The 23,970-nt window shown below is 50.4% G+C and carries 23 protein-coding genes and 1 tRNA gene; 3 read left to right on the top strand and 21 right to left on the bottom strand.

Annotated elements, in window-relative coordinates; translation table 11 throughout:
• Positions 1 to 277 precede the first annotated feature (277 nt).
• The 3 genes from ACL02P_RS18150 to ACL02P_RS18140 form a co-directional block, all read right to left on the bottom strand.
• Positions 278 to 1,780, bottom strand: a complete 1,503-nt coding sequence (locus tag ACL02P_RS18150) for a transposase family protein (protein WP_412836758.1) — start codon at positions 1,778 to 1,780, stop codon at positions 278 to 280.
• On the bottom strand, positions 1,773 to 2,687 hold the full coding sequence (locus ACL02P_RS18145; protein ID WP_412836711.1) for a DUF4338 domain-containing protein: 915 nt from the start codon (positions 2,685 to 2,687) through the stop codon (positions 1,773 to 1,775). The genes ACL02P_RS18150 and ACL02P_RS18145 overlap by 8 nt, the downstream gene beginning before the upstream one ends.
• Positions 2,688 to 2,971: 284 nt before the next feature.
• Positions 2,972 to 4,318, bottom strand: a complete 1,347-nt coding sequence (locus tag ACL02P_RS18140; RefSeq protein ID WP_412837013.1) for an ISLre2-like element ISTco1 family transposase — start codon at positions 4,316 to 4,318, stop codon at positions 2,972 to 2,974.
• A 309-nt stretch (positions 4,319 to 4,627) separates the two neighbouring features.
• Between ACL02P_RS18140 and ACL02P_RS18135 the strand changes: the two genes are divergently transcribed.
• Positions 4,628 to 4,825: a YjzC family protein gene (locus ACL02P_RS18135; RefSeq protein ID WP_009223357.1), complete on the top strand. Its 198-nt coding sequence runs from the start codon at positions 4,628 to 4,630 to the stop codon at positions 4,823 to 4,825.
• Positions 4,826 to 5,204: 379 nt separating this feature from the next.
• Here the strand turns inward: ACL02P_RS18135 and ACL02P_RS18130 are convergent.
• The 4 genes from ACL02P_RS18130 to ACL02P_RS18115 form a co-directional block, all read right to left on the bottom strand.
• A tRNA-Ser gene (locus ACL02P_RS18130) sits at positions 5,205 to 5,295 on the bottom strand.
• A 70-nt stretch (positions 5,296 to 5,365) separates the two neighbouring features.
• Positions 5,366 to 5,608: a DUF951 domain-containing protein gene (locus ACL02P_RS18125; RefSeq protein ID WP_412837819.1), complete on the bottom strand. Its 243-nt coding sequence runs from the start codon at positions 5,606 to 5,608 to the stop codon at positions 5,366 to 5,368.
• 56 nt (positions 5,609 to 5,664) lie between these two features.
• Positions 5,665 to 6,549: a mechanosensitive ion channel family protein gene (locus tag ACL02P_RS18120; protein WP_412837818.1), complete on the bottom strand. Its 885-nt coding sequence runs from the start codon at positions 6,547 to 6,549 to the stop codon at positions 5,665 to 5,667.
• A gap of 54 nt (positions 6,550 to 6,603) precedes the next feature.
• Positions 6,604 to 6,858, bottom strand: coding sequence for a DUF3343 domain-containing protein (locus ACL02P_RS18115; RefSeq protein ID WP_412837817.1), 255 nt, complete (start codon positions 6,856 to 6,858; stop codon positions 6,604 to 6,606).
• A 412-nt stretch (positions 6,859 to 7,270) separates the two neighbouring features.
• On the opposite strand from ACL02P_RS18115, the gene ACL02P_RS18110 reads away from it, so the two are divergent.
• On the top strand, positions 7,271 to 8,515 hold the full coding sequence (locus tag ACL02P_RS18110; RefSeq protein WP_090728280.1) for an IS110 family transposase: 1,245 nt from the start codon (positions 7,271 to 7,273) through the stop codon (positions 8,513 to 8,515).
• A gap of 208 nt (positions 8,516 to 8,723) precedes the next feature.
• On the opposite strand, the gene ACL02P_RS18105 is transcribed toward ACL02P_RS18110, so the two are convergent.
• Positions 8,724 to 8,978: a DUF3343 domain-containing protein gene (locus ACL02P_RS18105; RefSeq protein WP_009223354.1), complete on the bottom strand. Its 255-nt coding sequence runs from the start codon at positions 8,976 to 8,978 to the stop codon at positions 8,724 to 8,726.
• Between the two features lie 129 nt (positions 8,979 to 9,107).
• On the opposite strand from ACL02P_RS18105, the gene yyaC reads away from it, so the two are divergent.
• Positions 9,108 to 9,716 (top strand): spore protease YyaC, encoded by a 609-nt coding sequence (gene yyaC, locus ACL02P_RS18100; RefSeq protein ID WP_009223353.1) that lies wholly within the window; start codon positions 9,108 to 9,110, stop codon positions 9,714 to 9,716.
• Here yyaC and ACL02P_RS18095 read toward each other — a convergent pair.
• The 13 genes from ACL02P_RS18095 to rpmH all read right to left on the bottom strand — a co-directional run bounded on the left by ACL02P_RS18095 (position 9,688) and on the right by rpmH (position 23,642).
• On the bottom strand, positions 9,688 to 10,188 hold the full coding sequence (locus ACL02P_RS18095; protein ID WP_009223352.1) for a DUF4446 family protein: 501 nt from the start codon (positions 10,186 to 10,188) through the stop codon (positions 9,688 to 9,690). The genes yyaC and ACL02P_RS18095 overlap by 29 nt on opposite strands.
• Positions 10,189 to 10,216: 28 nt before the next feature.
• Positions 10,217 to 11,377, bottom strand: coding sequence for an aminotransferase class V-fold PLP-dependent enzyme (locus ACL02P_RS18090; RefSeq protein WP_009223351.1), 1,161 nt, complete (start codon positions 11,375 to 11,377; stop codon positions 10,217 to 10,219).
• A 154-nt stretch (positions 11,378 to 11,531) separates the two neighbouring features.
• Positions 11,532 to 12,377, bottom strand: coding sequence for a ParB/RepB/Spo0J family partition protein (locus tag ACL02P_RS18085; RefSeq protein ID WP_009223350.1), 846 nt, complete (start codon positions 12,375 to 12,377; stop codon positions 11,532 to 11,534).
• Entirely contained in the window at positions 12,370 to 13,131 is a 762-nt protein-coding gene (locus ACL02P_RS18080) for a ParA family protein (protein ID WP_009223349.1), read from the bottom strand. The genes ACL02P_RS18085 and ACL02P_RS18080 overlap by 8 nt, the downstream gene beginning before the upstream one ends.
• A gap of 281 nt (positions 13,132 to 13,412) precedes the next feature.
• On the bottom strand, positions 13,413 to 14,237 hold the full coding sequence (gene noc / locus ACL02P_RS18075; protein ID WP_036644069.1) for a nucleoid occlusion protein: 825 nt from the start codon (positions 14,235 to 14,237) through the stop codon (positions 13,413 to 13,415).
• Positions 14,238 to 14,551: 314 nt separating this feature from the next.
• On the bottom strand, positions 14,552 to 15,274 hold the full coding sequence (gene rsmG, locus ACL02P_RS18070) for a 16S rRNA (guanine(527)-N(7))-methyltransferase RsmG (protein ID WP_323078360.1): 723 nt from the start codon (positions 15,272 to 15,274) through the stop codon (positions 14,552 to 14,554).
• Between the two features lie 3 nt (positions 15,275 to 15,277).
• Positions 15,278 to 17,164, bottom strand: coding sequence for a tRNA uridine-5-carboxymethylaminomethyl(34) synthesis enzyme MnmG (mnmG, locus tag ACL02P_RS18065; RefSeq protein ID WP_009223346.1), 1,887 nt, complete (start codon positions 17,162 to 17,164; stop codon positions 15,278 to 15,280).
• Positions 17,165 to 17,251: 87 nt separating this feature from the next.
• Positions 17,252 to 18,631, bottom strand: coding sequence for a tRNA uridine-5-carboxymethylaminomethyl(34) synthesis GTPase MnmE (gene mnmE, locus ACL02P_RS18060; protein WP_412837816.1), 1,380 nt, complete (start codon positions 18,629 to 18,631; stop codon positions 17,252 to 17,254).
• Between the two features lie 728 nt (positions 18,632 to 19,359).
• Complete coding sequence (jag, locus tag ACL02P_RS18055) at positions 19,360 to 20,091, bottom strand: RNA-binding cell elongation regulator Jag/EloR (RefSeq protein ID WP_260071557.1); 732 nt, start codon at positions 20,089 to 20,091, stop codon at positions 19,360 to 19,362.
• On the bottom strand, positions 20,088 to 20,987 hold the full coding sequence (locus ACL02P_RS18050; RefSeq protein ID WP_412837815.1) for a YidC/Oxa1 family membrane protein insertase: 900 nt from the start codon (positions 20,985 to 20,987) through the stop codon (positions 20,088 to 20,090). The genes jag and ACL02P_RS18050 overlap by 4 nt, the downstream gene beginning before the upstream one ends.
• A 75-nt stretch (positions 20,988 to 21,062) precedes the next feature.
• Complete coding sequence (rnpA, locus tag ACL02P_RS18045) at positions 21,063 to 21,413, bottom strand: ribonuclease P protein component (protein ID WP_009223342.1); 351 nt, start codon at positions 21,411 to 21,413, stop codon at positions 21,063 to 21,065.
• A gap of 230 nt (positions 21,414 to 21,643) precedes the next feature.
• On the bottom strand, positions 21,644 to 22,936 hold the full coding sequence (gene ltrA, locus ACL02P_RS18040; RefSeq protein WP_020815955.1) for a group II intron reverse transcriptase/maturase: 1,293 nt from the start codon (positions 22,934 to 22,936) through the stop codon (positions 21,644 to 21,646).
• Positions 22,937 to 23,507: 571 nt separating this feature from the next.
• Positions 23,508 to 23,642, bottom strand: a complete 135-nt coding sequence (gene rpmH, locus ACL02P_RS18035) for a 50S ribosomal protein L34 (RefSeq protein ID WP_009223341.1) — start codon at positions 23,640 to 23,642, stop codon at positions 23,508 to 23,510.
• Between the last annotated feature and the right edge of the window lie 328 nt (positions 23,643 to 23,970).

The following is a 23,970-nucleotide window of genomic DNA, read 5'->3' as shown; positions in this document are numbered from 1 at the left end:
GTAAACTCGCACCATAGTAGTATATCAAATTGGACGTGGGTGTGCAAGCAGCCAATCTTTTCTGCACAGCTGACGCATGAAAATGTTTGTAGGTCTTGCGAATGGCTAAAATGCCGTTTTTACGGGGTATCCTATGAACTTTTCCGGAAAATATCCGGCTGTACGGCTGCATCACCACCTTCTCGTGATGTACTTTCTTCTTTGAGCGTACTTTTTTTCCTTATAATGGACAGACGTGTTGCGTCGCACTCTTGGATTCTTTATGCACATTTGCAGGTCATGAAGCAAAACGCAGGTACCTCTTCTGTTCCTGAAGTTCCCGCATCCGTACGAGGTCTAACCACGGACTCGCAATCGTTTCCCGCAGCAGCCGAAGAAATCCGCGAATGCCGAACTGAGAAGTTAATGCCGCCACAACTTCAACCAGTCCGGCCAGTTCATTCATCAAATGGGCCAGATGCATAAGGTAGTGGTATCCTCTCATCGCGTTCCAATCATAGGCGAAAACATGCTCGTACTGGTACCCTTGCCGTTTCTCTTGCAGGATGTCGTTCTCCAGTCCCCAGCGGCTCCGGGCCATCACGTTGCAACGCACATGCAGGTTGCGCTCATGGAGCGGTTCGCTGGAAAGCCAGGCATGGCGGGAGGTTTTCGTGACGATCTTGGCCTGCTCATCTGCTTCTTCCCACGTTTCTTCACAGACGACGACGTGTACGGTCTGCTTCAACCGTTCATTGGAGCCATAAACGTATTCGATGTCATTCGTATACCGGAATGTCTGGGCTCTCCCCTTCCAAGTGCGGGTGACGGTCTGCTCCGGATGGAGCTTCATGAGCGCATGTGCTTCCTTCCATACGCTCAGCAGCGAATCGTTCTGCAGCACGATCATAAATTCCCACCGGTTTTTGCGGCAAAGCGCCATCACCGGACCGTTGGCATACAAGCCATCCAGCAGAAGCGTCACGGGCAAGCGGGGAAACGCCGCTTTCAGTCGTGCCGCCAGCCGGTAAAACGCCTTTAATTCACAATCCTGTTTGCTGCTCCCTTCATCGACCGTGTTATCCAGAAATTCGCTCATCAGCGGCAACACCAACCCGCTGGGAAACACCAGCTTCGCTTCCAGCAGATACACATAGTATTCCGGCTCTTCTTTGCCGCCCGGTTTCCGGTGCAGTTGCTCTTCGGACAAACACGTTTGCGTCACCAATTTTTGTGTGCCGTCTACCGCGATCAGATATCGTTTCTTCACCAGATCGTTTCGAAACTTTTTGCTTCGGATGAGCCGCCGAAGCAGCTTCAGGTGCGCCTGCTCAATCTCCTGTACTTCGATCCGCTCCAGCAACCGGCACAGCGTATCGTGATGCGGCAAACTTTCCAGTTCGGGAAACAACGCCTTTAGATTCTCGTACAGCACAGGACGGCTCATCTCGCGTCCGGCTTCCCGCCGCGACGCATATTGAAACACAAACGCCAGTATCCCGTACAGCATCAGCACGGTGAGCTTGTGCTTGACTTTGTTGGGATGGCGCGGATCCTCGATCTTCCCCAGGTCATGCAGCAGCCCCGGCAGCAGTTGCCGGAATACGTTCAGGGTTCCCTCCACCGCCTGCTGTCTTCCCGCCTTTTCCTCTTCCGGCGTCTTCCATATGCTGTTGCGATTCGGAAGCGTTGCTTTACGCGGCATGGCTATGCCCTGCTTCTGCTGACGGACTCGGAGCATCTTCTGGCTTCTTCTTTTGGCTTTGCGGCGTAACTGGGCTGCGGACACCGGTTTACTCATCCCGCTCACCCCCGGATACGGGCAGCGAACACAGCTGCGCTCGAAAATCCCGCCGCAGCGGATAGACAAAGATGCGTTTCCGGCTTAGCGCATGCTCGTGTGTTCGGTCCATGCGCCCCCGTCCGGCGGTAAGACCAAGATCGATCCAATTGGCCGCCCGGTAACACGTCCCTGCGTAATGCGCCGTGTCCACGAATGTCTCCAGCAGTACGGGTGCATAGCCGTATCGCTCCTGCCAATCGACGACGATTTGGCATGATGCTATCGCCAGCGCTTTGCTCGCCAGGTTCTTGATCTTCACCCATGGAAAGATGAGAAACCGAGTATTGTTCACGACCAGATGCAAACGCTGGCTGCGGTCTTCCCTGCTCCAGCCAATCCAGTTGTCGCGTTCAGCCAAGGCCCATGCCGACGCAGAAAACAGCAGACATCCGAGCCGACGCTTCGGTTCGGCGCTTGACCAGATAAAGTAGCGCTGATGGGCGCCAAACGGGCGTTTGTAGCCCAGCATGTGGTAACGTTCAATGAAACTGTTCCAAAGGCGAACATCGGCTTGGTCTTGAACGGGTTCCAAAGCGATTGGGGCATATTGAGATACAGTGCCGGAAAGAACTGCTTGCTCCTGAAGTTCATCACTTTGCGCGAAAGGAACATAAGGATTACGAACGACCGTCTTCCGCTTTGCCGGAAGAACAATCTCACCCTTGGCTTCCAACTTCTCAAGCAATGCCATACAGGCATCTCGCTTATACTTTCCGTTAGGAGCGAACCATTCAAGCCCCTCACAGATGGTATGTGCCAACTCTGTTCGGGTTAAGTGCTTGAACCGGCGTACGATGTACTTGATATCTTCCAACTCTTGCTTGGTAAATATCCGTCCAGCTAACAGCTCCGAGTCCTGAGTCATAAAGATTTCGCCCCCCCCCACAGGTTCCCACACTATTATCGCATAGTGTTTTTGCCTTGTCCAGCACGGGATTGCGAAAAAGTTTTTTCGACGATCTATGAAAACCCGCGTCAAATGTTACATCTCAGTTTCATGCGTCAGTACTGTCTTTTCTGTCAGTGTCAAGCTAGCGTGGGCAGTCATTTAAGATGCCTGGAACGCGAACCCCGAAGGAACCTCTTCCTTGTAAGCGCTTTGCTTCGTTCTTTCATCAAACACAAGTGATTTGTCAGAATTTTTTGCCGTTATCCGCGAAGTGCTTTGAGTGCCATACCCGTTGTGCTGCTTTGCTTCGGTCCTTGCAGCATGCGAATCATTCCAGCGATACAACCCTTGACCGGTTGCGTCACGTTCTTGAGCAATTGCCGCATGTTTATCGACTGCTGCGGCGTTGCCTGCTTACTCGCTTGTCCTTCAACCGTTCTTACCACCGTGCCCGCTTCTTGAATCCTCATCATCGTCCTCAGCATCGCCCTGACGCCTCGCTCACTCCAACTGTACCCGCCACGCTTCGTCCGCTTGGCGAATATACGCATCTGCGATTCCGCGCTTCCCATCGGGCGCATGCCGCTTGTGTCGATCCCCTTCGCCTGGAGTGTTTTTCGGTAGTCGTCCAAATGCTTCTCATGCCGCTTTAGAAATCTTTTATACGGCTTCCAATCCTTCCGGTTCTCTTCCGCTATCTCTTGCTCCGACACGCCTTCCAGGACCGCCATAAGCGCGGCTGCATCCTGTTTGGCCAAAGACCGTCTCACGGTCTCCCACACCTGCGGCAAATGACCGACAAAGCGTTTCAAATCACGCGCCACATGAAAGCGGTCCAGCATGTACAGACATTGGTGAAAGTAGGATGTACATTCCCCGATCCACGCCGCGCCGTCTCCGTTCACCACAAGCCACGTGTTCTCGTCGATTTCGTAACGCTCCACCAGAAAGTCCCCGAACCCTTCCCAGAAGTCGCCGCCGCTCGTATGCAGGTAATGCTGTTTGTTCTTCAGCTGTACCCGCTTGCCGTTCTTCTCCCAGCCTTCGTGTACGACTGCAATTGCGTTCTCCATCCCGCGCTTTTTGCTCCGCTGCAGCTTCGTGTACAGCCCATCCACTTCCACGAACAGCACGCGGGCAGCGCGCCGTTTCACCGCTGGCATCGGCTGTTGCGCACGCTCCATCAGTTTTTCCCTGATCGCTTGGTGGCTCAGCACATTGTAGCCCAAAAGCTGCTCCAGCCGCTTTGCGCTGTCCCGGTACGACGGTCCTTGGCTTGCGAATGCGATTGCTGTCTCTTCCAAATGCGGACTGACTTTCCCGCGCCCTTCGAATTGCAACAGCTGATCCAGCAGATACACGTGTTTGCCGCTTCTACGGTCACAGTACAATCTCCGCTTAAAGCGCACATTCCCGAACACTGTGTTGACGCTTGTTTCACGCTCGTCCTTTACTCGATAACGCTCTCGGTCCCGTTCCTCCAGGATCTGCTGATCCAGCGCCTCCAGTACCTGCTTCATCGCACGAGCGAATTCCTCCTGCATTTTCCGGAAAATCCATTGCTCAATCTCTTTCATCGTCGGCATTATTGTGGTAAAGTGGCTCACAGGAGCTTCCTCCTTCTTGGTGTGTTGTGCGTCAAACATCACTTTACCAAGGGAGAAGCTCTTTTTCTATATCCGCTTTTTCCAATTCCTACACCCACAGAGATTTTACACTATCATCTTTTCTGTAACTGCGGGTTTGATATGCCTTTCCCTTTTCATCCGTTCGTACGGTTTCCTCTAAGCCCCAAAATCGGCTTCATTTCATTTATGCTTGTCAATAATTATCGGGCCCCTGCCGTACATGATTCCATCCCTTCGACAAACAATAAGCATGGATTCCAAGCTAAAGTTCGAAAGGAGGAACGCTGTATGGGTGAACAAACAGAATATGAAGAAGGCATGCGCGCTCCAAACCCAGGGGTATATGTGGAGGTTGGTGAGGCGCGGAGCTTTCATACGCAAATTCAAAATCCAAAGCGAATTAAGTTGAAAAAGGGCGATAAATTCCCTGAGACGTCCAACAAGAACCGCAAGTGGAAAAAAGAAGAGAAAGCCCGCGTCCATTAACCAATTCATTCCGTTTTACTCGGCGTGTATAAAACCGCGAATCCTGCACATAATACAATCGACGGCGAGCAAGAGAGGTGTGGTTCCGTTGGTCCAGTTAAAGGGTTCCGCGAGAAACAAACCGCAAGGAGATCTTGTTCACGACTTGTAGAAGCGTCAGATCACGAGTTAGTGAAGACCCCTCTTCCCTAATTCGTGCTTGCTAAGGCAAACATCGAATGTTTCTGTTTGTCGCTGAGAAGAGAATTTCCAATAAAGTTCGCCGTCAACCACAGGAAGGACCCAAAAGGGTCCTTCTTGCTTTTGCATAAATTTATACATAAAACAAAAAAACTCCTACGCATACGTAAGAGTTCGTCTATAGGCAATATTTAGATGATGGCGGAGAGGGTGGGATTCGAACCCACGCACGCCTTGCGACGCCTAGTTGATTTCGAGTCAACCCCCTTGGGCCTCTTGGGTACCTCTCCACAGCAAGAATGATTGTACCATGAATTCATTCCGATTGCAATAGAGAGTACCCTTCATCCCATAAATTACTTATTCTCCAGGTGGTGATTGCCCGTCCGACGCCGTATTTTCTGGTGCTAGAGCCGCCGACCGGAGCACTTTGCGCATATTCTTCTCGAACTTCGCCCGAGGCACCAACACGCTGTGTTTGCAGCCGATACATTTAATGCGGATATCCATGCCCATCCGGATAATTTCCATTTCGTTGCTCCCGCAAGGATGTTTTTTCTTCATTTGTACAATATCGCCTAATTGAAAGGATTTTCGCTCCATCACACAATCCCCCGATCTTTTCTTGAATTTTTAATTTATTCCGAATAAATTGAACCCTAGATCTCTGCATGCCCGCGTTGGTTCTCCAACTCCTCCTGCTCCAGAGCTTCTTTGGCATAAGCGTGGATCTGACGTTCCACTTCCGATCGAATGGCTGGAGGACACTCCACCGCAATTCGTATCACGTACTCGCTCGCTGTTAACGACTGAATGCCCAGCACATTCGGAACCTGAGGGATCCCCTCCTTCTCCTCTTTCAGGCGCTGCATGGCCCTTCTGAGCAGCTCTACGCTGTCCTCCAGCTTCCTTGAGTTGCTAAACGGCAAGTCGACCACCGCCAATGCGGTTCCCACGGAGTAATTCGTTACGTTCGTGATCATCCCGTTAGGGATGATGTGGACCTCTCCCGTGTAGCTCACTAACCGAGTGGAGCGCAGCCCAATCATCTCTACCGTCCCCTTCAGACTTCCGGTTTGAATGACATCACCAACAGCAAACTGATCCTCCAGAATGATAAAAAAGCCGGTAATAACATCCTTCACCAAGCTCTGGGCACCAAAACCGATCGCAAGGCCAAGAACTCCGGCACCCGCTAGCAACGGCGCCAGATCAAACCCAAGCTCCCCCATCACTAACATGACCATAATAAAATTGCTGGTGATGGTGGTGACATTCTTGAGCAGTTCACCAACCGTAACTAACCGTCGCGGGTTCATCTGCAACCGGCTCTTCTCCCTCTTCTGCAACGATCGATCGATTAAGCGGAATACGATATGAACGAACAATCGGGTGAGGGTGAAAATAATGATAATTTTGATCCCGGCATAAAGCACGTTCATCCACATATCCATATCTGTAAACCAATTCCATATCCTATCTTTCCAGGTCGTCACCGTTTCGGCAGCATCCTGGATCACTTCCGGTTCTTTTGCCAGTAACATATCTATCAATCCTTTTTGAGATTTCATCAATGTATCATCCAGGGCCGTCAAGCCCTAAAGCTTGATGCTATGATAGCCCATCCCGTCGTGGGAGTAAATCCCCCGTATCTCTACCGATTCCGAAGTGATGATTTGTTTCACCACGTCTAACGACATTTGCGGAAAACGAATCGATAACGCACATCCTGCCGTGATTTCTTTGGGGGTAGGAAACAAATCGATCTCTACCTCTGCATACTCCAGCAGCATCTCTGCACGCAGTGCTTGCTGCGTTGAATCAAACGCCATCACCAACCATTCCTCTTCCACTCAAATCCCTCTCCTCGTATAGTATCTTTTGAAAGCTCTTTTCTTTCAGCTTCCAGCCCCGTAGGGGCTGGAGAGATTCCTTGAAATTTTCCAGCAAATCGTTCTTTGAAAATTGAATGGGGACTGGACTTTCTGGAATGTCTCTGGACAATGGAACTTAGGGTCCATTCGGGGAAATTCGTATCCCTCCTGTAGCCACGTCTACATTAAAAGTCTGTTTCTCCGGTACACGTCTGAACTTCTTACCCGCTGGCTGTTCCCTTCGGCAACCCATGCCCGGCTATAGCAGTGCCGGGGCAGCTCATGGACTGAAGTGTGTTCTCATAGGCGAGGGTGATTGATCTGCGTGTGCGCCGGAGGCATCCCGGAGCGTCCATTCCCTGAATCCCTCAACAGAAAGGAGGAACTCCATTTGAAGTTATTTGTCGGTATTGACGTCAGCTCACAAGAACTGGAAGCGTGCTTTATGAATCCCGACGGAGACAAGCTGGAAACGCTCACCGTCAAGAATAATCTCGACGGCGCTTCTCATCTGAGAGATCGCATCGTCGCTGTAGCGGACAAGCATTCGTCTTCCGAGATTCACATTGGCCTTGAAGCGACTTCGGTCTACAGCTGGCATCCTGCCATGTTCATGCATGAGGATCCGGCGCTCAAAGCCCGTAAAGCCAAAGTGTTCACCATCAACCCGAAGCTGGTCAGCAAATTCAGAGAAGCCTACCCGGATATGGACAAGACCGACCGTCTTGATGCCTGGGTGATTGCGGATCGCTTGCGCTTTGGACGATTGACCACCACCATCGTCATGCAAGAGCAATATGTTGCGCTCCAGCGCCTCACGCGCATGCGATTCCACCTGATCCACAACCTGGCGCGTGAGAAGCAATATTTTTTGCAGAACCTGTTCTACAAGTGCAACGCCTTTACGACCGAAGTAGACAGCTCGGTATTCGGTCACGCGCTCATGGAGATGCTCTCCGAGAAGTACAGCCTTGACGACATTGCCACGATGGATGTCGCCGAATTGGCCGACTATTTAAGGGACAAGGGACGCAATCGCTTCCCTGATCCGGAGAACGTCGCACGCTGCATTCAGAAGGCTGCCAGAGCCTCTTATCGACTTTCCAAAGTGGTTGAGGACTCCATCGACCTGGTGCTTGGCACATCCATTCAAGTGATTCGAAGCATCCAGGCACAGCTCAAAGATTTGGACAAAGCCATAGAGCGCATTCTCGAAGGCCTGCCTGAATCCAAATGCTTGCGCTCCATCCCTGGGATTGACCGGGTGTATGCCGCCGGTATCCTCGCGGAGATTGGAGACATCGATCGCTTCAGTGATCAAGCGGCTGTGGCCAAGTATGCCGGCCTTTCCTGGCGTAAACATCAGTCTGGCCCTTTTGAAGCCGAAGATACCAAACGCATTAAATCCGGCAACCGATTCCTTCGCTATTACCTGGTTGAAGCTGCCAACTCGGTGAAAAACCGCGATGAGGAATTCGGTGAGTATTACCGGAAGAAGTACAAAGAAGTTCCTAAGCACCAACACAAACGCGCCCTCGTCTTAACGGCAAGAAAACTTGTGCGTCTGGTCGATGTGCTGCTACGCAACGGCCAACTCTATACGCCACGGAAGAAGGTAACGACTGCGAAGGATTGACGCCCCCTTTGCCAAAGTCCTTTACTATTCCCAGTAAAAATATGGAATTTCCTTTAATTTTGACTGGGCTTAGTTTGATATTGTCATTTTTCTAGACTCAAAGCACTTTTCACATGGAAAATTTCCAATTTACTCGAATCTAGCACTTGACATCATACCGCTGGACTTTTTGAGATTTCATCAATGTATCATCCAGGGCCGTCAAGCCCTAAAGCTTGATGCTATGATAGCCCATCCCGTCGTGGGAGTAAATCCCCCGTATCTCTACCGATTCCGAAGTGATGATCTCTTTAACTACCTCCAAATCGTTTTGGGGAAAACGAATCGACAACGCACATCCTGCGGTGATTTCTTTGGGGGTAGGAAATAAATCGATATCTACCTCAGCATACTCCAGCAGCATCTCCGCACGCAGCGCCTGCTGTGTTGAATCAAACGCCATCACCAGCCAGTCCTCTTCCATTCAGATTCCTCTCCTTTTGTCCATTAAGACTTTTGTACGAGTATATAATACGCATTTCTTCCATATACTATCTACTAAATCTATAAAGTGCAGCATGCGCACTTGATCTTCAGCGGAAAGGAAGATTCCATGTCACAGATTCAACCGACCATTCCAGGACAAGAAATTCCTTATTTAAAAATCCTTCATACCGAACCCGGCATTCATTCGGCCATCATTCACCGGTTGCTTCTGCATTTTGGACAGGTTACCCCAGGACAAGACATTGTTGTCGTTTGCATTGGAACCGATCGTTCCACCGGAGATTGCTTAGGCCCCCTGGTCGGCAGCGCGTTGGCGAAGTATCAATGCCCGTATTTTCACCTTTACGGCACACTCGATGAGCCTGTACATGCCATGAATCTAAGAGAAACCTTAGATGAAATCCACGCTCGGTTCGCTAACCCTTATATTATCAGCATTGACGCCTGCCTCGGTCAGACATCCAGCGTTGGATCCATCCAAGTGGTGCAAGGCCCCCTCCGCCCTGGAGCAGGGGTGAATAAAGAATTACCGCCGGTCGGCGATATCCATCTTACGGGCATCGTCAATGTCGGCGGCTTCATGGAATACTTCGTATTGCAAAACACACGTCTCAGTCTAGTTATGCGTCTTTCAGAGATTATATCAAAATGCTTGTATACCGCGATTAAAGAGTGGACTCAAGGGTCTATTTCCTTAGCCCGGCGAGAGCTATAGCTTCCCGTTCTTCCGGAGAAAGCGCATGCGGTGACTCCCCTTTCTCCAAGCCCTTAGCATAAACAAAAGAACCATCACGGTTATACAGGCCAGTGAGGACCACGCCATCTTGCTGATCATTAACGATCGCAATGGAGAAGCTCAGGTCGTTTCCCTTTTCACCGAAAGCATTGTAGCGTTTGATACCAATTTTAGATTTTTGCATAGGCATCCATTTTTGGATTTGTGCAAGCTGTTGCTTCTGTTCTTCCTGGACGTCTTCGATTTTGTCCTGCTGCATCTTCAAATCGATCAGCAAGGTCTCCAGATCTTGTACGCCAGTACCTTTCATCATCAGTTCGTATCTTTGCTTCATCTTGCGAAGCTTACTTCCCTGAATCAGATTCCAGATCAACATCCAAAGGATCAGGAGAACCAAACCTCCAACGATCCAGCTTAGTTGCTCAAAGATGAGATCATTCCATTCCCGCATGCGACTTTCTACTCCTCTGTGCTTGAGATCAGTTCACCATTTTATGAATTGCATCAATTAATGTTTGAAGATCTGCCTCGGTCGTCAGATAACCTACGCTGGCGCGAACCGCTCCGCCCTCCAGCGTGCCGGCAGTTTGATGGCCTAACGGTGTGCAGTGATACCCTGCACGAACCGCGATGCCATATTCCCGATCCAGCACAAACGCGACTTCCGAGGCATCCCGTCCTTCGATTGTAAACGAGACGATACCCGTTCGAGGCTGACCGATCTCCGGACCGATCAGACGAACGCCAGGAACCTTTTGCAGTTCCTTCATTAAAAACTGGGTTAACTCCCACTCGTGACGATGAATCTGTTCCACGCCACGTTCAAGCACCATTTCTACCCCAGCACCTAACCCGGCAATCCCTGGAGTATTCACAGTGCCCGCTTCATACCGGTCAGGACGAACAGACGGCTGCTCGATTTCTTCGGATTGACTGCCAGTTCCTCCATGCATCAGCGGCTCCAGGTCAATATCCGGGTGAATATATAATCCTCCTGTACCTTGAGGTCCAAGTAGCCCTTTATGCCCTGGAAAAGCAAGCAAGTCGATCCCCATCTCTTGAACGTTTACCGGATAGCACCCTGCCGTTTGCGCAGCATCCACCATTAGAATCGCTCCGTGCGCATGAGCCATCTGGCTTAAAGCTTGAACTGGCAAAATACATCCCAACAAGTTCGAGCTGTGGGAACATACAAGTAAACGTGTGTGGGGGCGGAAAAGATTCTCCACCTGCTGCAAATCTAATTGACCGCGTGGATCCACCTCAGCATAATCCACTTCGATACCTGCGGTCCGCTTCAAGAACTCAAGTGGACGCCTTACCGAATTATGTTCAACGGTTGTCGCCACCACATGATCCCCTGGTTTTAGCCATCCCTTGATGGCTAAATTTAAAGCTGAAGTTGTGCTGGAGGTCAACACAATATCATTGGGATTGGAGACCCCAAATAGCTGGGCAAGCTTGACGCGCGTGTTGTACAGCACCCTCCCCGCTTGGAGCGCCATTCCATGATTTCCACGTCCTGCATTGGCAGCTGGTCCGTTTAGTATTTCCAACATCGCTTCTCCTACCCTAGGAGGTTTTGGCCAAGATGTAGCCGCATGATCCAGATAGATAACGGATTTCTTCTCGTGCAACACGTTCCCCTCCTTAGGATCAGGTATAAGTTTGATTTGGATTTCAGCTCTATGATCCGTTCCAGTTCAATCGGATGCCAGACCAAGAAATGACATACCCTCCTTCTGAAGCCCCCCACTTTTAGGAGTTGTCCAAAAGTTAGATATGTCATTTCATTTATCCCGAAGTCAACATATCAAGCAGCCGTTGCAAATCCTGCTGGCTGTAATAGTTAATTTCGATTTTACCCTTGTCTTTATTTGCTTTAATTTTGACTGTCGTCTTATATCGTTCACGCAGACTCTCTTCTACTTCTTCGATATAGGGGTCGCGTTTCTTCCCAGCCGGTTTTGGTTTTTCCTGCTTTTTGCGATCCAGTTGTTGCACCGCATTTTCCAGATCACGAACGCTCCATTCATGATCGATACATTGCTGGGCCAACTGCTTAATCGTATCTGGATCCTTCAACCCAACCAAAGCTCGGGCATGTCCCATCGATAATGTTCCACGTGAAACACATTCCTTCACTTCATCCGGCAAGGAAAGCAACCGCAAAAAATTCGCGATATGAGAACGAGACTTCCCTACCTTCAACGAAAGCTCTTCCTGTGTTAGCTGGAATTGATCCATCAACCCTTGGTACGCAACCGCTACTTCCATCGCGTTTAGATTTTCCCGCTGCAGGTTCTCGATGAGTGCAATTTCCATGACCTGTTGATCTGAAAAACTCCGAACAACGGCCGGGATGGTTGCATTACCGCAGTATTGCGATGCACGGAACCGGCGCTCCCCTGCGATAATTTCATAACCTTTGAGTACGCTGCGTACAATAATCGGTTGAATAACCCCATGTTGCCGAATCGATTCGGCCAACTCCCGTATAGCCTCCTCATCAAAGGTCTTGCGTGGTTGATACGGGTTGGCACGAAGTTGGTTAAGTGGGATCTCTATAACCTTATCATCATCCTGAATAGACAGTGCCGGGATCAGAGCATCCAATCCTTTGCCCAATCGTTTACTCATAAGATACCACTTCCTTTGCCAACTCAAGATATACTTCCGCACCCTTCGAACGAGGGTCATACGTAATAATGGATTGACCATGGGACGGCGCTTCACTTAAACGCACATTACGTGGAATCACTGTTTTATATACCTTCTGCTGGAAGTACTTCTTAACCTCTTCAATGACTTGAATCCCCAGGTTTGTCCGAGCATCAAACATCGTTAATAAGACCCCTTCGATTTGCAGCGAAGTATTTAAATGCTTTTGAACCAATCTCACCGTATTTAATAACTGGCTAAGACCTTCCAAAGCGTAATATTCGCACTGAATAGGAATGAGTACGGAATCAGCGGCGGTCAAGGAGTTGATGGTTAGAATTCCAAGCGAAGGCGGGCAATCAATCAAAATATAATCGTATAAGTTCCGAATAGGCTGTAACGATTTCTTAAGTCTCACTTCACGCGAAATGGTTGGAACCAATTCGATTTCAGCCCCAGCCAGTTGAATTGTAGCCGGGATGATATGCAAATTTTCAATCTCCGTATGTTCAATTGCTTCCTTTGGATGAACCTCATTAATCAGTACATCATAAATGCAATTCGCAACATCCGCTTTATTAATGCCAACACCACTTGTCGTATTCCCTTGGGGGTCAATATCGATCAGCAGCACTTTCTTTCCGATGGCAGCTAGTCCCGCTCCCAAATTGACAGAAGTCGTCGTCTTCCCGACGCCCCCTTTTTGGTTCGCTATGGCGATGATTTTAGACAATCCAGTTCACCTCAATATAATAGAAGAATCTCTTTGTAGTACTCATGTACGCATTCTAGGCTGCAGCTACAAAAAGACCTATAGCAATGCGTGGTGAATACACCTGCCGGTCGATATCGATAGATGAGTAGCTATGAACCGATGTATCCATCCCATGTACATTAGGAAAATAATTATCCACATGTGCATAGAAAGTTCAGCAATCACATGTTCACAACCAATCAAGAAAGACCGAAAAAGAAGCTGACCAGAACCTCGCGGTTAGGGTCAGCGAGAGAAGTTTATGAACGTTTCGGGATCTGAATCACAATTTCATAATGATCCTCATGATCCTTTTCTTCCGTTTTAATTTGCAAACCAGAACCCGTAACCATATCAATCGACTGGCGAATCGTATTTAGAGCCAATCGAACATCCTTGGTAAAGGAGATTCGTCTCGAAGGAGACTTTTTGTTTTTGGCTACTTCCTTATAAAAGGCAATTCGGGCTTCCGTTTGTTTTACATTCAGCTCTTTGCTGATAATTTCACCCAACACCTTCAGTCGCAGCTCTTCCGAGTCCAAGGACAGCAAAGCACGCGCATGACGCTCTGTAATTTTCCGTTCCATCAGCGCATTTTTTACTTCATCCGGAAGTTGAAGCAGCCTGATCTTATTGGCGATCGTGGATTGGCTCTTCCCAAGACGTTGAGCCAAGCTCTCTTGTGTCAACTGATGCAAATCAATCAAATTTTGGTAAGCCATCGCCTCCTCAATCGAAGTCAGCCCTTCCCGTTGGAGATTTTCGATCAAAGCGATAGAAGCGGCTTGCGAATCATTGAAATCGCGCAAGATCGCAGGAATGGACTCCAAGCCCAGCTTTTTGACGGCACGCCAGCGACGCTCTCCGGCAATGATCTCATACTTCTCATTCCGGTACCGTACGACAATCGGTTGAATCACGCCATGAGTACGAATCGTTTGGCAGAGTTCATCGATTTTCTCGTCGTCAAAGATCGTCCGCGGCTGATAAGGACTGCCGACAATTTCCCCCACCGGAATTTGTCTCACTTCATCTCCGCTATTTCGTTCGGTTAGCCCAAACAATTTAGAAAATTGTTCTTTCATTCCGTCGATTACCACCTAATTTCAAAGTGACATAAGGCCAAGCCTTACGGATCATCCCCGTGGGATGACATTGCTCTAAACGAAATGCACGTTCGTTAAGGGTTTGTCCACCAAGATAACCGTGGCCTCGGAACGTCCATCCAACCCTCAACCAACCCGATATATCTATTCTACCACTTTTTCCTCTATAATCCTATTCTCTAATTTAGAGAAGTTATAGAAAAGAAGTAAGATTTGCCTGCAAACGGACAAAAAGCCCCCTTAGCGATGTTTCACGTGGAACATTTTGCTAAGGGGGAAATTACTATGGTTGTTTAAACCAACGGCATTTTCGCTGGAATTCCCGCTTTTCGCGGATATTTTTGGGGCGTAGGGGCTGTTTTTTGAATCAGCACCAAATGGCGTTCGGAGTTTTCCAACGGGAGAGAAAATGCCGGTGTGCTGACCCATTTCCCTTTCAGCTCGGATAAACTACGGGCCGCTTCCTTCACTTCATCCTCCGGATTACTCCCCTTCATGGCTACAAATAATCCACCTGGCTTCACAAACGGTAAACAAAACTCGTTAAGTATCGCCATTCGGGCAACAGCCCGGGCTGTAACCAAATCGAAAGCGTCACGAAGATCTTCCTGGCGTCCCAAATCCTCTGCACGTCCATGAAGCAGACGCACCTGGTTCAACCCTAATTCATTCACCACATGCTGCAAGAACTGAATCCGTTTGTTTAACGAATCCACGATCGTGAGCTGTAAATGCGGAAAACAAATTTTCAGGGGAATGCCGGGGAAACCTGCTCCGGATCCAATATCCGCCATGGACTCGATCTCCCCCATCGGGACATGAAAAGCCAGGCTAATCGAATCATAAAAATGCTTGATATAGACCTGCTCCCGTTCGGTGATCCCGGTGAGGTTCATTTTTTCATTCCAAGAGACCAATTCTTCATAATAACGTTCAAATTGCTTGAGCTGCTCCTCCGACACCTCAATGCCATGTTCCTGTAGCAGCGAGCAAAACTGGGCTTGTATCGAATCCAATGGTTACCCTCCCGCAGCCGTGACCCGGTTATAGTGCTCCAAATACACCAACAAGATGGAAATATCCGCAGGCGTAACCCCCGAAATCCGCGAGGCTTGCCCGATGGAGATCGGACGGATTTTGGACAGCTTTTGCCGCGCCTCGATGGCCAGGCCTTGAATATCGTCATAGTTGATATTTTCAGGGATCTTTTTCTTTTCCATTTTTTGTAATCTTTCAACGTGGATCAATTGCTTCTCAATATAACCGGCGTACTTGATTTGGATTTCAACTTGCTCTTGCATTTCTTCATCGAGCTCAACCTCAGATGGAGAAATCGAAGCGATATGCGCATACGTCACTTCCGGACGCCGCAAAATCGTCAGCAAATTGCTTCCGTCCTGAATCGGAGCGGAACCAATCGACTCCAGCAATGGATTGATTTCAGTTGGTCGAATCTTCGTCGTCTTCAACCGCTCAATCTCCTGCTCAACCTTCTGCTTTTTATCCAAAAACCGGGCATACCGCTCTTCCGAAATCAATCCAATTTCATACCCAAGCGGGGTCAAGCGCAAATCTGCGTTATCGTGACGGAGGAGCAACCGGTATTCCGCCCGTGAAGTCAGCAAACGGTACGGCTCGTTAGTTCCCTTGGTTACCAGGTCGTCGATCAAGACACCAATGTAGCCTTGCGAGCGGTCAAGCACAATCGGCTCTTTGCCTTGCACCTTACGCGCTGCATTAATCCCGGCCATGATGCCTTGTCCCGCCGCTTCCTCATAACCGGAAGTCCCGTTGATTTGCCCCGCCGTGAACAGACCCGGCAATCGCTTCGTCTCCAGCGAAGGCCACAGCTGGGTTGGCACGACCGCATCGTATTCAATTGCATAGCCGGTCCGCATCATTTGCACATTTTGCAAGCCAGGAACCGAACGCAGCATCTGCAACTGTACCTCTTCCGGCATGCTGGTGGAGAAGCCTTGCACGTAATATTCGGACGTATTTTTGCCTTCCGGTTCCAAGAAAATCTGATGCTTCGGCTTATCGCTGAACCGTACGATTTTGTCCTCGATGGAAGGACAGTACCGCGGACCCGTACCTTCGATGACACCCGAGAACATCGGTGCACGATGCAGGTTATCCGTAATAATCTTGTGGGTTTCCTCGGAGGTATACGTCAGCCAGCAAGGCAACTGCTCATTGTCCGAACTCTTTGTCTCATAGGAAAAAAACTTCGGCTTCTCATCCCCCGGCTGAATCTCCGTTTGCGAGAAATCAATCGAATCCTTATGGACCCGCGGCGGCGTCCCCGTCTTGAAGCGAACGAGCTCGAAGCCCAGCTCCTTCAAGTTTTGCGCCAAACGCACCGATGGCTGCTGATTGTTTGGACCACTTTCATACATCAGCTCGCCCATGATGATTTTCCCGCGCAAATACGTACCGGTTGTCAGCACCACCGCTTTCGCCCGATATTCTGCCCCGGTCTTCGTAATGACGCCCACGCACTGGCCGTCCTCTACGATCAGCTCCTCCACCATCCCTTGGAGCATCGTCAGATTCGGCTCCTTCTCCAGCGTTTCCTTCATCGCGTGCTGGTACAAGAATTTATCCGCCTGCGCGCGCAGCGCATGAACGGCCGGACCTTTCCCGGTATTCAACATCCGCATTTGGATGAACGTCTTGTCGATGTTACGGCCCATTTCGCCGCCCAGTGCATCAATCTCACGGACGACATGGCCTTTTGCCGGACCTCCAATCGAAGGATTGCACGGCATGAAAGCAACCATATCCAAATTAATCGTGACCATCAGCGTACGACAGCCCATCCGCGCTGCAGCCAATGCCGCCTCACAGCCCGCGTGCCCTGCGCCAACCACGATCACCTCATAATTTCCGGCAGCGTAACCCATCTATCGTCAACCTCCTTTACCTTACACCATTCAAACGCTATCCGTATCATCATACCATGAACAGGCGCTGCTGATACGAAAGCCTCCTTATTTCCCCAAACAAAATTGCGAAAAAATCTGATCAATCAACGCATCCGGCGCCGAATCCCCAATCACTTCACCTAATTGCTCCCAAGCCAGCCGAACATCGATCTGCAAAATATCGATCGGGATGCCGCTGTCCGCCGCTTCATAAGCGTCCGCCAGCGACTGCTTGGCCTTCTTCAGCAAAGCGATATGCCGCACGTTGCTGACATACGTCAGATCGTTGGACTCCAGCTCCCCGCCAAAGAACATCCGGGCAATGGCGTCCTCCAGATGATCCAGCCCTCCCTCCGTTTTGACCGACAATTCGACGATCGATTCCTCGGGAAAATAACGCCGGACCACCTCCCGATCCAACTGCTGCGGTAAATCAATCTTATTTAAAAGCACGATCGTGGACCGCCCCTTCAGTTGCTCCATTAAGGCGATCTCGTCCTCATGCAGCGCTTCGGCACTGTTGAGGACGAGCAGAATCAGGTCCGCTTCGCTCACTGCCGCTTTGGAGCGCTCCACGCCGATCTGCTCGACGACGTCCATCGTCTCGCGGATCCCCGCCGTGTCGAGCAGCTTCAGCGGGATATTATTGATCGTCACATATTCTTCGATCACGTCCCGGGTTGTGCCCGGGATGTCGGTGACGATCGCTTTATTTTCGCGAGCCAGGGCGTTCATCAGCGAGGATTTGCCGACATTCGGGCGGCCAACGATCGCCGTCGTAATCCCCTCGCGTAGAATCTTGCCCTGATTCGCCGTCTTCAGCAGCGCGTCGATGCCTTCCGACACCTCCGCGCACTTCTCCTTGATAAATGCCATCGTCATCGATTCCACATCATGCTCCGGATAATCGATATTCACCTCAATATGCGCCAGCGTCTCAATTAACGTGTGACGCAGCTTGCTGATTTGGCGCGACAGCTGGCCTTCGACCTGCTTTAGCGCCACGGAGAACGCCCGATCCGACTTGGAGCGGATCAGGTCGATGACCGCCTCCGCCTGCGACAGGTCGATCCGCCCGTTCAGGAACGCGCGTTTCGTGAACTCGCCCGGCTCGGCGAGGCGAATGCCGCGCTGCTGGAGCAGCAGGTCCATCACGCGTTTGACGGAGATGATCCCGCCGTGCGTACTAATCTCCACCACGTCTTCCGTGGTGAAGGAGCGCGGCGCGCGAAAGACGCTGACGAGCACCTCTTCCAGCTTCTCGCCCGTCGCCGGGTCCACGATAAAGCCATAGTGTACCGTATGGCTTTCCGCCTCCGGCAGCGCCGTCTTGGAGCGGAACAACCGCCCCACTTCGGAGATCGCCTCCGGCCCGCTGACGCGGATCACGGCGATGCCGCTTTCGCCCACCGCCGTCGATATCGCAGCAATTGTATCACTAAGCATTGGTTTCACCTCGCATGATAAATATCAAAACTATTCGTGAATTTCATAGCTCCGCTGGTCGTATGATCCTACGATCGAGGTTGCCATTGGATTGTTCTGAATAGAGAACACCCTACAAGGCTACAATCCAATAGCAAAGGCGACCACTACGTTTCTTCATACGCCCCATTCCGCTCCCAATTCACTCACCATCCAGCATCCCGCCCACATATTTCTGCTCTAACGTGAGCACATCTCCGCAGGAGACAGCGCCTCCTTGCTCGTAGTCTCTCCGAAACCGCCTGCGTCTCTTCACGCTCCCCTTCGTAGCATTCGCCCTCAAACTGGAGGAGCTCTAAAGTAGAGGCGGGCCCCGAAGGGGCGAGAAGCGACTCACACAGCCTCTGCCACACGGGTGAGCCGAAAGCAGTAGTCATGAGCAGCACGGTTTTCCAGGTAGCCCGGGTGCTCCCCAAGTAAGACGTACCTGAAGGGGGGAAAAGCGTTCCTTGCACCAACGTAGAACGCATCCCCGAAGGGGACAGCGAGCAGGAGCGACTCATTACCTCCAACGTTCTTCTCCTTTGCGGGAGACCAGAGGGCGGCAAGCCCTCGGGCGCCCTCCCTTACGGTAAGGGAGGGGTGGGGGGGTTGAGTCCGGTAAGGGAGGCTCCCCTGGGGAGGGGCGAATCCAATATAAAAAAATGACGTCCCCCAGCTTACGCCGAGCAAACGTCATTGCGTCTCATTCATTTGCTGTGCTTCAGAGTAATAACGACCCTCCGGTTGGGCTCTTCACCTTTACTATAAGTTTTGACCTCCGGGTGATCCTGAAGTTTGGAATGAATCACTTTGCGCTCCTGCGGCGACATCGGCTCGAGCGTAACCTCTTTACGCGTTCGAACGACCCGTCCGGCCAATCTGACGGCAAGGTCCTCCAGCGTTTTCTTCCGGCGTTCCCGGAAGTTCTCGGCATCGAGGACGATACGAATAAAGCTGTCCGAATAACGATTAGCGATGATATTCGCCAAATATTGCAGAGCGTCGAGGGTTTGTCCTCTGCGCCCAATCATTAAACCTAAATCCTGGCCCGAAATGTTAAGCACGGTATGGTCTTTGCTATGGGAGACTTCGACTTTGACATCCAAGCCCATATTCTCCCCGACCTCCCGAATGAATGACGCCGCCTCCGCATAGGGATCCTTCTCGCCGCCCGCACTCTTCTCCTCCACCACGGAAGCAGATGAGTGAGGCACCGAAGGGGTCCTATTTGAGGAAGGTACTGATGCAGGTGCAGGTGTAGGTGGTTCAAGCAAAGTCAGCTCAACCTTCGCTTCCCTCACCCCAATCAGCCCCAGGAATCCTTTTGACGGCTGCTCTAACACGTTCACGGCGACTTTATCCTCGGTGGTGCCGAGCTTGGCCAATCCTTGTTTAACAGCATCTTCAATGGTTTTTCCCGACGTCACAATTTTATTCATTTCGATTTTTTGGCCTCCTTGGCACCTCTACCGGGATGACCGGCTTTTAGATTGGAGCCGCCCCGCTTCTTCCCTGAACTGGAAGAAGAACCGCTGCCTCCGCCTGCCGTAGCGGCAGCTGCGGACAAAGCTGGATCTTTCTTGCGGTAGATAAAGTAGTTTTGCGCGATCGTATACAGGTTACTGAAGATCCAGTACAACGGCAACGCAGCGGCGAAATTGTACGCCATCACAAAAATCAAAATCGGATAGACCCACATCATAAACGCCATCGGGCCTTGCATCCCTTGCGGGTTCATGCTCGACATCATCTTCGTTTGAATGAATGTCGTAATGGCAGCGATCGCTGGCAGGATGAACAATTTGTCAGGCTCCCCGAGCTGCAGCCACAAGAAGGAATGCTCCCGGATCGCCGAGTTGTAATAAATCGAGTTATACAGCGCAATGAACACCGGCATTTGAATGAGCAGCGGGAAACAACCCGCCATCGGATTCACCTTGTGTTCCTGAAAGAGCTTCATCGTCTCCTGCTGCTGCTTCTCTGGATTATCCTTATATTGCTCCCGGATTTTCTGGAGCTGCGGCTGAATGGCCTGCATCGCCTTGGAGCTCTTTACCTGCTTCAATGTGAGCGGGAGAATCAAAGTCCTCACGATCAGCACCATAATCAAAATCGCGATGCCATAAGCCCCGTTAAACCATTCTGCAAACGTATCCAACGCGAGCGAGAAATAGTAAACCACATTGGAGGTCCACCATGATCCGTTTGTCCTCATATCAGCCGTCGTGGTTGCCTGATGTGCATTCTGAGGCGCACAGCCTGCGAGAACCGCCACCATCACGGCCGCCAGAAGGAGAAGAAGCCATCTTCTTCGGTTAGTCATCAATCGCGACACTTCAAAACCCCTCTCTTAACCTATCCATTCACCGTAAATCATAACATATTTGAAGAGACAAAGAAACAAGCCTGCCTAACGCCCGGAATCCCGCAGCAGCGAAGCTTTCCGCAGCACATGGAGCACGCTTTTTTCGAGGTCCTTATATTCCATTCCGACGGCCCCGTTCCGCACGATCAAGATCAGGTCGACATGGTCGCGAATCTCCGCTTCATGCAGCCGGACGATCTCCTTCAACATCCGCCGCATCCGGTTGCGAACGACGGCATTTCCGATTTTTTTACTGGCCGAAACCCCCAGCCGAAAACGTTCAATCTCCGGTTTATTCGACCAGTACACCACCAGTTGGCGATTCGCAAAGGATTTGCCAAACCGGTAGATCCGGTTAAAATCGGCGCGGTTTCTCAAACGAAGTTGTTTATGCACGAGCTATCTCCTTGATTCAAACTTCTACTAAGAGGTGGTTAAAAAATCAGCTGCGGCTCTACGATCACCTGATTTTCTAACAAATAGTATAGACCAAACATCGCCGCAACGATCGCACAAAGATCGAAACTAGAGTAAAGGGCAGAATATTTCTGCCCCTCCTCATCAAACCGTACGTGAGGTTTTCCCTCATACGGCTTTCCGATGTTCGTCATTCATGTGCGTACAGATTACAAAAGCGTCTTGAGTCCATATTGTATGGATAATGATTTCACTTCGCGTAGTGAACTCAACCAACGAGCACGTTGATGCTTCTTGGCATACCACTTTGCGAACCGCTGTAGGATGTACCAATCTAATTTTGCCATCTTCTTTTGGCTGTAGGCTGTGAAGTAATAGTTACGCCACCCTTGTATTTTTGGGTTCAGGTATTCTAGGTGTTCCTGGAATGTTTTGTGGCGCATGCTCGGTGGGGCTAACCGCTCCTTCACGACTTCCCGTATCCGCTCCTCGGCCTTGCGACACAACCATTGTTGTGTTGTGTAGTACACTTGGCCCTTGGAAGTTTCGGCTTTGGTCTTTCGATGGTGCATACCTAAGAAGTCGAAGCCATCTTCTCCTGTCCATAGTCCGACAATGCGCGTTTTCGTTGGATGAAGGGTTAGTTCAAGGCGTTCCATAATCGCTCTTATGAGTTCATACGCCCGGTCCGCATCCTTCTTTGTTTTGCAGATGACCACTAGATCGTCCGCGTAACGTGTGAGTTCCCCAACCTTACTGCCATGCCGTTCCCACAAGAGATCGAAGTAATTCAGGTAGATGTTCGCCAAGAGCGGTGAAATGACCCCACCTTGCGGTGTTCCTAAATCTGAACGTCTGATCTTTCCTTCCTCCATTACTCCCGCGCCTAACCACTTCCTCACCAGTTTCAGGATTCGCCTGTCACTGATTCGCATTTCGACCAGCTTCATAAGCTTCTCCTGATTGATGTTGTCGAAGTAGCCTTGGATGTCGACGTCGACCACCCAATTCCCTTTACGGTTGCATGCTTTCCGGATGCGATCTAGCGCTTGCTTCGCACTTCTCTTTGGCCTAAACCCGAATGACGTTTCTTGAAAGTCTGCCTCGAAGATGGGTTCAATGACTAGTTTAGTTGCCATCTGAATGACGCGGTCTCTCACCGTGGGAATACCCAGCGGTCGCTGTTTGCCATCTTTCTTCGGAATGTAGTGGCGTCTTACAGGTTGCGGATGGTAGTTACCTTCCTTTAGAAGACGTTGACATTCGTGCACAAACAGTACTTCTCCCTGTTTCTCGATGTCTGCCAGCGTCTCTCCGTCAATTCCTGCCGACCCCTTATTGGCTCGCACTCTTTGCCATGCCTCCCAAAGGATGTCTAGCCGGTAGACCTTGTCGTACAGCGCGTGAAACCTTCGCTTCTTGCTTTCCTTGGCCGCATGACCTAGTTTCTCTTGGAGTTGTTGAACGTTTTCCTTTGGTGTGGTTAGCCGTTTGGCATTCACTGACTCGTACCTCCTTCAGAAACTTGAACAAAGCAGGGCTCCTTCCCTCCCGTAGGTTGTGTTGTCCTGCGGTTCCTTGGTAGTATGAGCCCCTCGGACTCCCTTCCTGCAGCACGCTCACTTCACCTTTCGGGTTTATAGAGCGACTCTTTACGGTTTTCAAAAAAAAATTACCGTGCAGGGGAGGGTCTCCCCAGTTCACTGCATCCTCTTTCATACCATGCCGTTCCCTTTACACCGGAGGATTCTTCGCTGTCGCTCCAAGTTCTGAACAGCTTCCATGGCCTTCGTCCATATACACGAGACTCGGCTTCCTCTTTTCCCTCTTGCGAGGCCTTTTTGACGATGCGGCAGGATTCACTTCATGTTACGGCCTGATATGTCGCTCGCCCTGTCTCTGACAGATACTTTCGTCGATACGCTTCTACGCACAGATTTCGCCATACGCAGGTATCCTAGCTACGCGGGGGCTTGGCCCCTCCCGCGACCGGACTTTCACCGGTTAGAAGATGCGTGCTTAGCTGGGCACGCTATAAAAAAAAAGACCACCGCGGTGGTCCTTACGCACGCTTTACGCACTCAGTACTTTTCTGCCTTTGAGACGACGAGCAGCGAGAACCTTGCGGCCGTTTTTCGTGCTCATTCTTTTACGGAAACCGTGAACCTTTTTACGTTTGCTCACATTCGGTTTGAAAGTTGGTTTCATCTATCGCACCCCCTTACAGGAATATCATCATTATCTTTATGTTACCCATTTTCATATCCACAGAAAATGCCTTCATACATTTAACCATACCGCCTGGGAAAAGTCAACCGAACTTCCCCCTTCCTCCATTCTCCTTTTCCGTTATACACAATCCACAGCTTCCGTTTTGGGACCTCAACGTCCCCAGTTTTCCACAGGCTTGCCCGAGAATCACTTCGTATAGAAGTTATGCACATGTGGAAAAGTAGTTTCAACTTGATCGGACATCTTTTCACCAAAGCGCTTTCATTTTTGTAGTTTACAGCCGAATCGAATCGGAGTATAGTCA

Source organism: Paenibacillus sp. MB22_1, assembly GCF_047200555.1.
GTDB lineage: Bacteria > Bacillota > Bacilli > Paenibacillales > Paenibacillaceae > Fontibacillus > Fontibacillus phoenicis.
Note: the sequence above shows the minus strand (reverse complement) of the source record. Positions and strands in the feature narration are given on the sequence as shown.

Bases quoted from the DNA above. Each gene is read 5' to 3' on its own strand.
- rpmH (WP_009223341.1), bottom strand. From the start codon at position 23,642: ATGAAACCAACTTTCAAACCGAATGTGAGCAAACGTAAAAAGGTTCAC.
- ACL02P_RS18085 (WP_009223350.1), bottom strand. From the start codon at position 12,377: ATGAGTAAACGATTGGGCAAAGGATTGGATGCTCTGATCCCGGCACTG.
- noc (WP_036644069.1), bottom strand. From the start codon at position 14,237: ATGAAAGAACAATTTTCTAAATTGTTTGGGCTAACCGAACGAAATAGC.
- ACL02P_RS18135 (WP_009223357.1), top strand. From the start codon at position 4,628: ATGGGTGAACAAACAGAATATGAAGAAGGCATGCGCGCTCCAAACCCA.
- ACL02P_RS18120 (WP_412837818.1), bottom strand. From the start codon at position 6,549: ATGTTACTGGCAAAAGAACCGGAAGTGATCCAGGATGCTGCCGAAACG.
- mnmG (WP_009223346.1), bottom strand. From the start codon at position 17,164: ATGGGTTACGCTGCCGGAAATTATGAGGTGATCGTGGTTGGCGCAGGG.
- ACL02P_RS18095 (WP_009223352.1), bottom strand. From the start codon at position 10,188: ATGCGGGAATGGAATGATCTCATCTTTGAGCAACTAAGCTGGATCGTT.
- ACL02P_RS18105 (WP_009223354.1), bottom strand. From the start codon at position 8,978: ATGGAAGAGGACTGGCTGGTGATGGCGTTTGATTCAACACAGCAGGCG.
- mnmE (WP_412837816.1), bottom strand. From the start codon at position 18,631: ATGCTTAGTGATACAATTGCTGCGATATCGACGGCGGTGGGCGAAAGC.
- jag (WP_260071557.1), bottom strand. From the start codon at position 20,091: ATGAATAAAATTGTGACGTCGGGAAAAACCATTGAAGATGCTGTTAAA.
- ACL02P_RS18150 (WP_412836758.1), bottom strand. From the start codon at position 1,780: ATGAGTAAACCGGTGTCCGCAGCCCAGTTACGCCGCAAAGCCAAAAGA.
- ACL02P_RS18145 (WP_412836711.1), bottom strand. From the start codon at position 2,687: ATGACTCAGGACTCGGAGCTGTTAGCTGGACGGATATTTACCAAGCAA.
- ACL02P_RS18125 (WP_412837819.1), bottom strand. From the start codon at position 5,608: ATGGAGCGAAAATCCTTTCAATTAGGCGATATTGTACAAATGAAGAAA.
- yyaC (WP_009223353.1), top strand. From the start codon at position 9,108: ATGTCACAGATTCAACCGACCATTCCAGGACAAGAAATTCCTTATTTA.